8 protein-coding genes and 1 pseudogene are annotated in these 13860 nt (G+C 39.5%); 1 reads left to right on the forward strand and 8 read right to left on the reverse strand.

The window, feature by feature from the left end; genetic code table 11:
- Positions 1 to 6 precede the first annotated feature (6 nt).
- Positions 7 to 1250 (reverse strand): annotated as a pseudogene (locus tag QFZ31_RS15800) (MDR family MFS transporter).
- A gap of 100 nt (positions 1251 to 1350) precedes the next feature.
- Here QFZ31_RS15800 and QFZ31_RS15805 point away from each other — a divergent pair.
- Complete coding sequence (locus tag QFZ31_RS15805; RefSeq protein WP_307304243.1) at positions 1351 to 2997, forward strand: ABC transporter substrate-binding protein; 1647 nt, start codon at positions 1351 to 1353, stop codon at positions 2995 to 2997.
- Positions 2998 to 3039: 42 nt separating this feature from the next.
- Here QFZ31_RS15805 and QFZ31_RS15810 read toward each other — a convergent pair whose 3' ends face one another.
- From QFZ31_RS15810 to QFZ31_RS15840, 7 genes are all read right to left on the reverse strand, one after another.
- Positions 3040 to 4314: a serine dehydratase subunit alpha family protein gene (locus QFZ31_RS15810; protein WP_307304246.1), complete on the reverse strand. Its 1275-nt coding sequence runs from the start codon at positions 4312 to 4314 to the stop codon at positions 3040 to 3042.
- Positions 4315 to 4454: 140 nt separating this feature from the next.
- Positions 4455 to 6248 carry an ABC transporter ATP-binding protein gene (locus QFZ31_RS15815; protein ID WP_307304248.1) on the reverse strand — a complete coding sequence of 598 codons (1794 nt, stop codon included), beginning with the start codon at positions 6246 to 6248 and terminating at the stop codon, positions 4455 to 4457.
- Positions 6245 to 7984, reverse strand: a complete 1740-nt coding sequence (locus QFZ31_RS15820) for an ABC transporter ATP-binding protein (RefSeq protein ID WP_307304250.1) — start codon at positions 7982 to 7984, stop codon at positions 6245 to 6247. Before QFZ31_RS15820 ends, QFZ31_RS15815 begins: the two co-directional genes overlap by 4 nt.
- A 154-nt stretch (positions 7985 to 8138) precedes the next feature.
- Complete coding sequence (locus QFZ31_RS15825; protein ID WP_307304253.1) at positions 8139 to 10523, reverse strand: polyprenyl synthetase family protein; 2385 nt, start codon at positions 10521 to 10523, stop codon at positions 8139 to 8141.
- A gap of 139 nt (positions 10524 to 10662) precedes the next feature.
- Positions 10663 to 11868 carry an ABC transporter permease gene (locus QFZ31_RS15830; RefSeq protein ID WP_307304256.1) on the reverse strand — a complete coding sequence of 402 codons (1206 nt, stop codon included), beginning with the start codon at positions 11866 to 11868 and terminating at the stop codon, positions 10663 to 10665.
- A complete protein-coding gene (locus QFZ31_RS15835; RefSeq protein WP_307304259.1) occupies positions 11865 to 12545 on the reverse strand; it encodes an ABC transporter ATP-binding protein in 681 nt (226 codons plus the stop codon). Before QFZ31_RS15835 ends, QFZ31_RS15830 begins: the two co-directional genes overlap by 4 nt.
- Positions 12529 to 13755, reverse strand: coding sequence for an efflux RND transporter periplasmic adaptor subunit (locus tag QFZ31_RS15840; RefSeq protein ID WP_307304261.1), 1227 nt, complete (start codon positions 13753 to 13755; stop codon positions 12529 to 12531). The genes QFZ31_RS15835 and QFZ31_RS15840 overlap by 17 nt, the downstream gene beginning before the upstream one ends.
- Positions 13756 to 13860: the final 105 nt, after the last annotated feature.

Consider the following 13860-nt stretch of genomic DNA (forward strand, 5'->3'; position numbering starts at 1 on the left):
CCTAAATTACGTTGACAAATTTTTCTGAATACGAATTTTATTTACCACAAAAAGTCCACTATAGAGCAGGAAAGTACCAGCCATTAATATGATTCCAAGGTAAACGGACATCATCGTCGGTACTAAAAACGCCCCCAATACGATTGCCCCGCGAGCAATTAAGTCCGCCCCATTAAAACCTAAGTTAGTAAAAGCCGAATAGGAACCGCGTTTATCTTCCGGCATCATATTTGCCTTCTCAGCATTGGCAATCGGAGAATAAATCAGTTCGCCAATTGTTGCAAGCGCATTAAATAACATCAGGACATACCATAAATTTGCCGATGTAACAATGGTATAGCCTGCACTATACAGCAGCAGCCCCAGCAGGAGCATTTTCCGCGGAGAAAATTTATCTGTCCATTTCGAAACCAAGAATGTCAGGGCCACTACCATCAGCATATTTTCGATATTTAGGAAACTTAGCATCCTTACCCCTGCCACCTCAAAATTCCCAATAAATACCGATTTGAATTCCTCCGCTAATCGCACCCCGATATAACTATTAAGTGAAAATTCAGCTGCAAAAATAAACATTGACCCGGCAACCACCATGACAAATGGTTTATCTTGAAAGGCAACTTTATAATTTTGGAACAAATCCATTAAAATATTTTCATGCTTTTTTTCTAAGAGTTTCACCCTAGTATCCTGTAACCATATTCCATAGGCAATCGGCAAACTAATAGAAACAATTGTTAAGGTGATAAATAGCTCTAACTGATGATTAACATATAAAAGTCCGCCTAATGCAGCACCGATTGCCATCGCTAGATTAACCAGCCAATAATCGAGGGCATATACACTTTTTCGATTTTCAGGCGTTGTCGAGTCAATAATAATTGCATGCACGGCAGGACGGCCGAGACTGCTGGTAATCGTGAAAATCACATAGCTGACTGCAAATAATACAATCCATTTTTGATCTGGCAGTAAGCTAATTGTCATGAGACCAAACATAAGTGCACTTGACGCTGAAGATAGGATAATAATTTTTTTACGAGGGAAGCGGTCTGAGATATAGCCTCCGATAAAGTTTATAAAAAAGCTTATAATGACGGTGATCGCTAAGAAAATACCGGCCCAAACGGCACCCTTATGCTGTGCAAAGAAGAGCGCCATAAACGGCATTACAGAGCTGCCAATTGCCCGGTTAAAAACGAGGTTATCAGTCGAACCTTAATATTTTGGGGATAGTCTTTCCATGCCATATTTACCAACACCTTTCATACTAATTATAGTAAACTAGACGTAATAATTTAAAAATGAACAATTTTCAAAATAATGTCTACTTTTAAAAGGAATGAGAATATGGACCATTATCTACTAACATTATGGAATTCAGGAGCTGTTGGAGAAGTAAAAGTGCAACAGCTTGCAGAAATACTTAATCTAAGTACAAAGCAAACACGACGCAAACTAAATCAATGGCAAGAAGATGGCTGGCTCACTTTTCAAGCTGGCATAGGCCGGGGGAACGAATCAAAACTGATATGGAATAAAGACGTGGAATCAGAGTATGAACAACTTTTCCTATCAAAACTAGAAAAATACTCGATTGAGCAAGTGAGTAAATTATTATTATATGAATGGTCCCTGGGAACCAAGCAGCGTTTAATGGCCAGATTTCAAACTAAATTTGGGTTTCATCAAGAGGAGCAGGATCGTTTAATCATTCCCCGATTTTACCGCTTCTTAACGTATCATCCATTAAAGGCTGCAGACGTACATAGCGCAAACTTAATAGCAAACATTTATAACCGTGTTGTAGCATTGGAGGAAGATAATACAATCATTCCCGAGCTTGCTCATAGCTGGGAAGTCACGGATAAGAAGTTAACATTATACCTGCGAAAAGATGTAGCCTTTCATGATGGTTCCATTCTTAAAGCGGAGGACGTCGTCCAATCCTTTTTTCGGATGAAGCAAGATGAAATATATGCTGAACTATGGAAACCTATTACAAAGATATATTCTTCTGCACCTCTAATAGTAGAACTTGAATTTCCAAATGGCTGTACCTATATTTTGCCGCTTCTTAGCATGATAACGGCGAGTATTTATAAAGAATCCAACGGTCAGGTCATTGGAACAGGCAGCTTTTATATGGGGGAGAATACGGAAGAGAAAACCGTATTACACGCTTTTAAACAATATTACGGTGTGCGCCCTCTATTGGATACTGTGGAATTTATTCAGGTTTCGAGAGAGTTTGGAAATGTATATTATGGTGCCCATGAATCAAGAGAAGTAGGAACCTTTGAAGTGGAAAGTGACTCGGGCTTTGGTATTGTGGTGATGAATCGTTATCGTCATACAGATATTGCTAGAAAAGAAGTACGAGATTACATTCATATGTTGATAGACAAAAATCGTTCAAAGATTTCTACAATTAATTCACTTATTTCCGAAAATTGCTCTGGTTGTTTAATCGGTTTTTCCAAGCCTTATTCGATGCCAAAAATAGCAAAACCATCACTTTCAAAACCATTACAGATGAAATACACAGGCTATGCTAAGGATGTGTCCATTTGGCTAAAAAACATCCTTGAAAGAGCCGGAATTAAAGTAGAGTTAGTGGAAGTCTCGTTTCATGATGCCGTTTATCATGATCATTTAAAAGTAAATGCGGATTTATTTATTCATGGAGAAATATTTGAGCTAAACCAAAGCTTTTCCTATTTTAATTTTATGAAAAATAACATTTCACCACTACGAAAATTAATACAATCTGATCCTTATTTACAGAATTCTATCCAAGCCTATAATCAATTGCCCTTTGAACAATGGATCGATCAGCATTTAAAAATAGAAGATTATTTAATAACAAATTCTCTCTGTATCCCGCTCTATTATTCAAAGAGGCAAATACCTTTTTCCATTAATTTAATGAACATCAAAATGAAGCATTTTGGTTATGTTGACTTATCAAAGCTATGGATGAAGCCAAAACTTTAGAAAAAAAGGAAGACCTGACACCTAAATGCCAGGTCATTTTCTTTATTTTTCCATCATTAATTTTAAAATTAATTCGTCTGTATGCCTTGTCCCTTCATTTCCCAACTTACAAAAGCTTTCAATACTTTTCTCCACGTCATCATGGATAAATCCATCAGTAGATTTAATTTCTTGATTGTTAAGTGCCAGCAGAGCTGATTGTACCGCTACATTTGAACAGGTGGATACTTTCATCGCACATCCAGCCTTGGCACCATCACAAATCATTCCCGAAACGTTACCAATGGTGTTCTGAATTGCCGCTTTAATTTGATCCAGATGACCATCAAGTAAAAAAACTATTGCCCCACTTGCACCCATTCCTGCGGCGGTTACACCACATAATGCTGAAAGCCGACCAAATTTTGATTTAATATGAATCGTAATAAGATGGCTAAGAGCAACTGCTCGAATCATCTTTTCCTCTGAAACCTGCAGCTTCTCTGCGACTGCCACAACTGGAAGTGTCACGGCAATTCCTTGGTTGCCACTTCCAGTGTTCGCCATTACCGGCAGTGTTGAACCCGCCATTCTAGCATCCGATCCAGCGGCAGCTAAAGACATCGCTGCAGTGGCTATATCATCCGAGAGGATTCCCTTTTTTACATTTTCCTTAATGGTCTTCCCTACTTTTAATCCATAATCTCCTTGAAGACCTTCTTGTCCAATTACTTTATTTAGTTCGATACTCTTTTTTACCAGAGATAAGCTGTGTATATCGACCATTTGAACCCATTCAACAATTTCATCAATTGTAAGCGTGAATAATTCCTCTTCATTAGACTGAGTGCCGATATCCTCGCATCCACCTTGAAACACAACCTTACCATCCACTTCGATTAACGTAATATTGCTATGATTATCAGAAATAACCACTTTAGTAGTATTCTGATTAGTTTTTAGGGTCACTTCAATATAAAGTCTTTTTGCTGTATCGGCTTGACCGGATAATACTTTACCTTCTTCAATTAGTCTTAACGCGGATTGCTCATCTTCAAAAGTTAGTCCATCCAATAATTCCAGTTGTTTCGTTGGATCCCCAGATACAACTCCAAGAGCAACAGAGAAATCGAGCCCACTAGAAGTCATTCCCGGAATCCCAACAGACTTAGCATTCTTGATTATATTTCCACTCGCTTTTAAAGTTATCTTTTCAATTTGCCCTTTAGCATAGCTTTTTGCCGTTGCTGCGGCCAACGCAATCGCCACTGGTTCCGTACAGCCGAGTGCAATGACTAATTCTTTTTCGAGAATGGCTTCTATTTTATGCTTTTTCATTATGTTACACACCTACTTTTCTAAAATACCCTTAACTAAGATATTAACATAGCAGAGCTGATATAAAATTGAGGTAATTTTACCAAATCGAATAAAAAAGAGTCTTTCTAGGGAACGAAAGACTCTTTTAAATGACTTTATTACATTGAATGGCTAAATGATTCTTCACCGATTTCTGCTTCTCTTCCAAAAAGTCTAGCATAGACACCATTACTATTTTCAAGCAAATCTGCGTGTCCACCTTGTTCTGCTATCGTACCATTTTCTAGAACAATAATCTTATCTGCTGAGAGAACTGTAGATAGACGATGAGAAATAATGAGAATCGTTTGTTTCTTACCGGTTTTTAATACAGACTCATTTATCTTCGTTTCCGTAATCGGATCGAGAGCAGAACTTGCTTCATCAAGAATTAAGATTGGCGCATCTTTAATAATGGCTCTAGCCAGAGATAAGCGCTGCTTCTGTCCTCCAGAAAGAAGGCTTCCTCGTTCACCGACCTTTGTATCCAAACCTTCAGGCAGACTATCCACTAGTTCATCCAAACCGCTGTCATGCAAGGCTTTTAGTAATTCTTCATCCGTTGCATCCGGCTTCCCAATTCTTAAATTATCCGCCAAGGAACCGCTCCGTAATTGAACATCCTGGGTCACGATGGCAATTTGTGACCGCAGCCACGCTGTATCCCATTCCGTAATACTTCTTCCATCTACTTCAATCCGACCATTTTTCGTTTCATAAAACCTAAATAGCAAATCAACGATGGTAGATTTTCCTGAACCGCTTGGTCCAACCAAAGCCACTTTTTCACCAGCTTGAATATCAAAAGTAACACCTGATAGCACGTTTTCTTCTTTTTCTGGATAAGCGAACGTTACATCTTTCAGTCTAATACTGCCGCTCGCTCTTTCCCCTCGAATACCTTCTATCATTTCAGCTTCCGCTGGCTGATGGGAAAGAAGAATGTCTGAGCGGTCAAGTGCAGGTCCTGTTCTTCTAACAGAAAGCCAGTTTCGGAGCAATCGCTGCATTTCATTGGCTGCAATGGTAACTAATCCACCGGCGGTTAGCATTTGTCCGCTGGTCAAACTATCGTTCCAAATTAATAATGTACTAATTAAATAAACGATACCTAATGCAAACCCATTATAGCTGGCGATCACCACTACTGATTGCATTCTTGCCTTTAATTCCTTAATTGAGTGGGTAACGAAAGAGTTTCGGATGGCAATAACACTTTCTACTTCATTTTCAGAAACTCCCATAACCCGTGATAAATGAATTCCTGTAACTGATTCTCTCAGTCTTTCAAGATACCTGGAAGCCTCTTGTCTGGCATCAGCGGAGGCTGCTCTAGTCCTAGCCCCGACGTAATTAGACGTCCAATAAAAGATCACACCTAGAACAACACTGACAATCATCAGATAAGGATGAATCCAAAGCAGTACCAGACTATAAATGATAACCCCTTGAACGCTTGCCATAAAGGTGGAACCTTCCCAGGCAAGAAAATTGTGGAGCGTATCAGGGTCATCAGAGACTCTGGCCAGCAGTTCTCCAGATGAATTGTTATGGTAAAAAGAGTAAGGCAGGACCTGCAAATGACTAAACAGACGCAGCTTTTGCCAATTGGTTACCGTCTTGGCTGTTTGATGGCAAAAATATTCATCAATGACCATCATGACTAAATCAAAAATAGCAGAAAAGATTAATAGCCACATTAACCCCCACAGCCAGGAGTGGTCTTCATTTGGAATAATTGTATCAACAAGCCAGCTGAGGGCTAATGTTGGAATTAGGGCTGAAAAAACCTGGCTGATTGCGATAACAACTGAATCTGCAATGACCCACTTTTTATATGGCCTTAAAAACGACAGAACTCTGCGGCCATCACGGTTTTTTTTATTTGACCTAGAGACAGTGCTTACACTCATCCAATCATCTCCTTCTCCAACTCACTGTATTGTGCTTTGTATAATTCATAGTACTGTCCTCGTAATGCCAACAGTTCTTCATGTGTTCCTTCTTCTGCAACCATACCCTGGTCTAAAAGGAGAATTTTATCTGCATTCCTGACAGTGATAAGCCGGTGTGCGATAGTGATTGTCGTCCTGCCTGGAATTAATTGTTCAAGCGCCTCCTGAACCTTTTCTTCCGTTTCACCATCTAAGGAGGATGTCGCTTCATCGAAAATTAAAACTGGCGGCTGGCGTAAAATCGCTCTTGCAAGTGCTACTCTTTGCCTTTGTCCACCGGATAGCTTTAACCCTCGTTCGCCGACCACCGTTTCGTACTTGTCTTCCAAGGATTGTATTAACTCAGTTAACCCAGCAGCTTCCACTGCTCTATCTAGTTCTTCTTGGGTTGCATCCTTTTTTCCATATAAAAGATTATTGCGCAGCGTACTGTTTAAGAGAAATGTTTCCTGAGAAACAACGCCCACCTGCTGCCTAAAACTATTTCGGTTGTAGTCAAAGAGATTCTTTCCATCTATAAGAACCGAGCCTTTTTCAGGTTCATATAAGCCAAGAAGAATTTGTATAAGAGTACTCTTCCCGCCTCCGCTAGTACCCACAATACCAATGTGATTCCCTTGTTCCATTGTGAGAGAAACACCTTTTAGGATTTTTTTATCACTTTCAGGATAAGTGAACCAAATGTTATTTAAGTTTATATTTCCTTCTACCACTCCAAACGCGGGTAACTTTTCATCATGTTCTTCTGGTAAATCAAAATATTCATAGATTCTCTGCAGAGCAGGAATAGCCTGTTGAATTGTTAAAGCATTTTCAGCCAACGATCTTACTGGCAAAAACATGATGGGAATAAAGTTAAGGCAGGCAATCAAGGTTCCAATCGTAAGATTACCTTTCCAAATGGAAAAGCCTCCGATTAACATGACAACTCCGGGAGTTGCTATATTAAATAAATTCCCTAATCGCCAATTGACCTTTCCGATCAACGCGGCGCGAATTGAGTAGTTTTTCCATGCTGTCTGTTTTTTCTGCTGCGTTTCAATTTCCTTTTTTTGTGTCTGAAACGTCCTTACAAGTCTGGTACTTTCAATGCTTTCTTGCAGGTGCTGATACATATCTGCGCTCATATCTCTTTGTACAGCGCTCATTTTCCTCATCGTTTTGCCCAGCTTAAATGAAGGAAATATGTAAATAGCGAATACCGCAAACATTACGATGGCAGCTGGCCAATACAAAGCAAATACTGCTGTAAATGCAGCAATAGCACCGATAACTTGTTGTAAAATACGTGGGACAACTGTATTATTCAAGTTTTGAACGGACTCGACATCATGGGTTAAGCGGTATAGCATATCGCCTCTTGGTGTCGTTGTAAAAAAGGACATCGGTGTCCGATGCAGCTTTTTAAAGGCCCGAATCTGCATGTCAGTGATTACATCGAGGCCGATTTTAACCTGCACATACTCCTGCAAGGTTTCAAACAATGACTTCCCTAGGAAAGCGACTAGAACACCGCCAACAATCCATAGCAAAAAAGTCGTCTCTCTCGCCCCAATTACTTCATCCACTAATTTACCTGCGAGTATAGGAGGCAAGATTGTAAATGCTCCGCCAATTAATGAAAAAGTAAGAGCGAGCAGCAATTTTCTCCAATATGGTTTAAAATGATCCAATGTAGTTTTTAATATATTCATAATTTCCCCCCCTCACCGAGATACTATTTTATTACAAATTTTAGAAATATTCATTACTATTTGAAAAAAATTTTTCTAAATAATATTTCACCCTATACCACAGCAAAAAAGGTAACAGCCCTTGGGTTGTTACCTTTTTTGTGCATTTATATTTTTAATGATCACGGTGGACAATATAATTTAATAAATGCTTTAGAAATGCAGTATTCCGCGGAATTTCATGCAGAGTTTCCATAGCAAGGCAATAATGTTCCCACATTGCTTTTTTGGCACCATCCAACCCTAAGATCGATACAAAGGTTGAATTGTTATTATCTGCATCTTTTCCGACGGGTTTGCCAAGAGTATCCAAATCCCCTTCAACATCCAGTAGGTCATCTTTAATTTGAAAGGCAATCCCGGTATGATAGGCGTATTTTTTCAACGCTTGCATTTCCAAGTCTTTTGCATTTGCTAGAATAGCAGGCATAATGAGAGCAGCTTCAAAGGCGATTCCGGTTTTATAAAAACACAGCATATTCAATTGATCCACTGTTAATGGTTTACCTCTCGAACCCAAGTCCATCGCCTGCCCTTTACACATTTCTGCTGTCATTTGCGCAGAATAGTGAACCAATTTAAGCACACTTTTCGAATCAAAATCGTCAAGCGATGCTTGTTCTTCAATGGCCTTTTGAGTAAGAAAGAGTCCCGTTAATTCGGCGATTGCATTGTTATAAACCATGTGGAGAGTGGAACGCCCCCTGCGGAACGATGCATTATCTTGGGATGGCAAATCATCAAAGATTAGGGAAGCAGTATGCATAAATTCCAATGATCGTAACAGCGGCACAATGGCTGACTGACTTAATCCATATTCATTTATACCCATAATCCACGAAATGATCGGCCTCAGCCGTTTTCCATCGCCCTCAAGACTATAGTTTGCCGCCCCGGTAATCGGCTCACTTAACAAAGGTGCATTTTCATCTTTAGCGATAGGCAGCAGGTGGTTAATCTGTTCCCGTACACGTTCAATACTCTCTTGAAATTCTTCTTGTTCTTTACGTTCATTTTTAAGATTGGTAATCATATGATCGCGGAGAAGTTTATCAAAGAAATCGACATCATCTGCTTTACTGACCATTTTTTGGATTAGTGCATTAAATTTGGAATTCCCTGAAGCAAATAACTCCATCACTTCATTGTACTTCTTTGAACCCACACGTTCTTTAAATCTTTTTAATCCATTAATCGCACGATTTAAAATTACTTCTCGTGCTTTCTTATCCGATTGATAAACATGATGAACTAAATTGGAAATGACACTCCAATATAATTCAAATGGATTTATTAGATCGGCACGCTGGTCATGATATTTTAGATAATAGGTATAAGGTGTTACCGCACCATTTTCCAAGTCCTCAAACATATCTGCAAAATCATCTGCCAGTTGGTTGTATATACCATAATAGAAGGTTCGATTGTCAAAGCCTTCATCTTCATCGGCTGTAATGACGGAACGGACAATTAATCGTGACGAGGCAGATTTTAGAATAACCGGAATATACAGCTCGTCATTCGTGTAATTTTCATTTGATAAATCCTTTTCACGGTCCACTTCCTGTGATTGAAAAAAAACATACGATTGTTCAAAAAATGATTTTATCGTCTCTGGCCTCTGCTGCGCTTTAATATACTCAAATCCCTCGCGAAGCTCTGAATGAATGAAGGTGATTAAGGCTTGGTTCTTTTCTTCCCAGCCCCCGCCTAATTTCGGTACGGCTCCAGTGGTAAGAGTGGTCCGTATTAAATTGGAATATTGTTTTTTCTCTTTATTGGATAAAACTTTGGAGTCGAGAAGGTCATCAATGAATGGATAGGTTAAACCATAGGCGTAGCCTAACCGAATGGCCCTATCAAGTCTTTGTGCACGTTCTTCAGCCGGGGTTTTATCCCCCATTTCTTCGACCTCGTGTAGAATGACTCCTGCTATAATTTTAATTAGCTTACGCTGGGCATGATTGGCATCCATCCCCTGTGGTATATGGTTTGCGACCGTCTTTAGTTTGTTCATTACCCAGATGATCGTCAATTCAATAGCTTCCTTCTGTGCCCATCTGTACAGCCAAGCCATCGAGAAAAGCTCATTTTTATTTTCACGATTTTCCTTGGGTTGAGTAAAATTGTTTTTTAAACTTGCCACAACACTTTGAATTCTAGTCTGTGTCTCATTAGAATCCAATGCTTTTCCTAAGTCACGCATAAAAATATAGGAGATGCTTCTATCAAGGTAGTTATCTAATTTTCCTGTGTAATCCAGCCATTGGAGATAACTATGATACTCAAACGAAGTCGGTTTTCTCTTTCTGCGAGAAAGGAAAGTTACGAATGAATGATGGTGGATATGGTTGTGCTTCCAGGATTGTATATCCCTTGTAAGAGTGGTAACATAGCTTTTCTCCATAACCTGCTGATAGAGTGATTGAAAATAATCACTTGCCTTTTCCTCAGCCATACCATAGCATGTATCTTCATTTATTAATAACGACTCAATCATTTAAACATTACCTCAACTTCACGTTCACTTTAGTTTGTATATTAATAATACACGTAAGCATTAGCTTTATAACTAGAAAACTGAAAATTAAATTAAAAAATCCCTCAGATCTTTGGATCTGAGGGAAAATAATATTCAGTCATTCATATCGTAATGCCTCAATCGGACTAAGCTTAGAGGCTTTGTTTGCTGGAAGCATACCAAAGATAATACCAATTAAGGCTGAAAAGCTCACACCTATCAGAACGATTAATGGACTAACGGTTGCAGTAATGGGCGAAAACTTCGAAACGAGGATACTGCCTACTGCTGCCAGACCAATTCCAATCAGTCCTCCTAGTGAAGTTAACGTGATGGACTCAATTAGAAACTGTAAGAGTATTTTTCTTCTTGTCGCACCAATGGCTTTCCTAAGTCCAATTTCCCGGGTTCTTTCTGTCACAGAAACTAGCATAATATTCATGACACCAATCCCGCCTACTAAGAGGGAAATACCTGCGATACTTCCAATTAATAAGGTTAGTAAAGATATCATTGTGTTTAATTCTCTTTCATAATCCTCAAAATCATTTGTCGCATACTTGCCGTCTTCAAGACCCTTTTCTGTTGTCAATGTATCTGCAGCTAGCCTGCCTGTCTCAGAAATGTTCTCAGGATCACTAGCAATAACCGATAATTGTTCGATTTCTCGGTTACCAAACATCATCGAGATAACAGAACGAGGCATAAGCATCTCGCCCGTTTCGGTATTTCGGAATTGCTCAGGCAGTGGTGATTCATACACACCCACCACCTTGTAAGGATTATCATTTAAATTGATAATCGCGCCAATGGGGGTTTCAGTTTCCTTAAAGAACTTTTCCCTTGCTATGGTGTCAATAAGGACTACCCGATTCAAACCATCGTTATCCGCCGCGTACAATGCTCTTCCTTCTACTATTTTAATATCCTTAGCAGGAAAAAATTCCGCACCAACACCGGTAATTTGCATTTCACCCTGCTCATCATCATGCGTCATCATCCCCCAGCCTTGATTCGTAGCAACCACGGCCTTAACACCGGGCACTTCAGCGAGCGTTTGAATATCTTCAGAGGTTAATTCAGGTTCCTGCCAAAACATTTCAGTTTCACCTTCAGGCGGGATATACTCATAATAAATTTGAATGGCATTTTTATCTGTACTAAACAATTCATTCGTCATTTGCTTCTTTGTACCTTGGCCAATTGCCACGATAATGATAACGGCTGCGACACCAATAATAATTCCAAGCATTGTTAAGATGGATCTTATTTTATGATTCCAGATAGATGAAAGGGCAATTTTGAAACTCTCCCATATATTCATGATGTCACCCTCCGGTCATCCGTTATCCGGCCATCTTTTATCGTAATAATTCTTTTTGCATATGCCGCTATTTCTTCTTCGTGGGTAACTATGATCACCGTTTTTCCTTCTTCATTGAGCTGTGTAAAAAGCTTCATTATTTGTTCGCTCGTATTCGAATCAAGCGCACCGGTCGGTTCATCGGCTAAGAGAATAGTAGGATTATTCACCAGCGCTCTAGCGATTGCCACACGCTGCTTCTGACCTCCAGACAATTGATTTGGTAAATGCTTCATTCGATCACCTAGGCCTACCTTTACTAGTAGGTCTTTTGCTCTCGATGTTCTTTCACGTTTGGAAACCCCAGCATATACAAGCGGTGAGGCTACATTTTTAATGGCGTTGTCTCTTGGAAACATAAAGAATTGTTGAAAAACAAAACCGACATGTTCATTCCTTAGCTTTGCAAGAATGCTCTCTTTTGCGGAAGCGATTTGTTCCCCATTTAATTCGTATGTACCCGAAGATGGATAATCTAGGAATCCAATGATATTCATCAAGGTGGATTTACCTGATCCAGAAGGGCCCATAATAGCGACAAACTCTCCATCTTCTATCGTTAAATCAATACCATGAAGTACAGGGACCTCTAAAGAACCCTTGCCATATACTTTTGTAATATCACTTAACTTCATCATAGGAGGTCACTTCCATTCCATCATGCATTTCTCCAGTTGGTGTCAGGACCACAAGTTCTCCAGGTGTAACTCCTGATGTAATTTCAATAAAGGCATCATTCATAACCCCTGTTTGAACTTCACGTCTTTCTAATGTTCCATCTTTTAAAACATATACTATTTTGATCCCAGCTTCATCCATTAAGGCAGGATGCGGGATTGCAATCTTTTTGGTGGAATCACCAGCTTTTATTTCTAAAGAAACGTGGAAACCTTGACGCAGCTCGGAGGTATCATCTGTAATAACTACTTTAAAAGGATACATGGTCACATTTCCAGCTCCCCCGCCGCCTTCAAATCCTTCACCGCCGCCGCCTTCAGCATTGGGGAATTGTGAAACAGATTCAACCGCACCATTCCATTCACGGTCTTTAAACACTTTTGGACGAATAATAACCGGTTGTCCTTCTTTAATCTTGACTGTGTCGAATTCGCTCATCGACCCAATAACTTTATAGGGTTGACTTGAAATAATGTGAATGACAGGTTCTGCTGCTCCTGCCTCAGTATTTGCAACATTTTGATTAACCTTTACTATAATCCCATCCATTTTGCTAACAATCGTCATTTCATTTTTCTGTGCGTTTAATTCCTTTATTCTGTCTTCAGCCGAGGTAATTTCCGACTTTGTACTTTCATATTGCATTTCTTGTTGGACCTTTTCATTCGCTAGCTGGTTTACGTCTTCTTGTGTCGGTATGCCTTCAGTTTGCCCTTCTGCTGAAGGAACCTGCGTCTCCATCTTCTTTTTAGCTTCGGCTAAGCGCTTCGTTAAATCGGAAATTTGGCTTTGTTCTGTTTTCCCTCTACTTTGCAGCAATTCCTTCTCACGGACTGCTCTATTAAGTTCGCTATCTATTTTTGAAGAATTATAGATTAATAGTGGGTCTCCAGCTTTGACTGCCTGGTTCTCCGCCACTTTAAATTCACTGATTTCCCCTTTTTCAGGTTCTAAAAAGACTTTTTGCTCACTTTCCGGGACAATTTTACCCGTAACAAGAATGGATTCTACCAATTCTTGTTCACTAACCTTTTGGACACTTACACTCATGACACCGCTATCATTACTTACTGGTTCTGTCCCTGCTTTCGCATATAAATATGTACCCGTGCTCGCAATGACAAGTATTCCCGCAATAACTGCTACCCAAATCCATACCTTTTTTTTCACCTATATACCCCCGTCGAATCTATTATTTTATCTACTACTAACTATAAACAAACTGGAAATATTTTCAATAGTTTTTAACGGTAGGGTTTTCTGTTAATAATCGAT

Origin of the sequence: Neobacillus niacini (genome assembly GCF_030817595.1) — a bacterium.
In the GTDB taxonomy this organism is placed as follows: domain Bacteria; phylum Bacillota; class Bacilli; order Bacillales; family Cytobacillaceae; genus Neobacillus; species Neobacillus niacini_G.

Coding starts and splice junctions, on each gene's coding strand:
- QFZ31_RS15815 (WP_307304248.1), bottom strand. CDS start 6,248: ATGAGTGTAAGCACTGTCTCTAGGTCAAATAAAAAAAACCGTGATGGC.
- QFZ31_RS15835 (WP_307304259.1), bottom strand. CDS start 12,545: ATGATGAAGTTAAGTGATATTACAAAAGTATATGGCAAGGGTTCTTTA.
- QFZ31_RS15810 (WP_307304246.1), bottom strand. CDS start 4,314: ATGAAAAAGCATAAAATAGAAGCCATTCTCGAAAAAGAATTAGTCATT.
- QFZ31_RS15830 (WP_307304256.1), bottom strand. CDS start 11,868: ATGAATATATGGGAGAGTTTCAAAATTGCCCTTTCATCTATCTGGAAT.
- QFZ31_RS15805 (WP_307304243.1), top strand. CDS start 1,351: ATGGACCATTATCTACTAACATTATGGAATTCAGGAGCTGTTGGAGAA.
- QFZ31_RS15825 (WP_307304253.1), bottom strand. CDS start 10,523: ATGATTGAGTCGTTATTAATAAATGAAGATACATGCTATGGTATGGCT.
- QFZ31_RS15820 (WP_307304250.1), bottom strand. CDS start 7,984: ATGAATATATTAAAAACTACATTGGATCATTTTAAACCATATTGGAGA.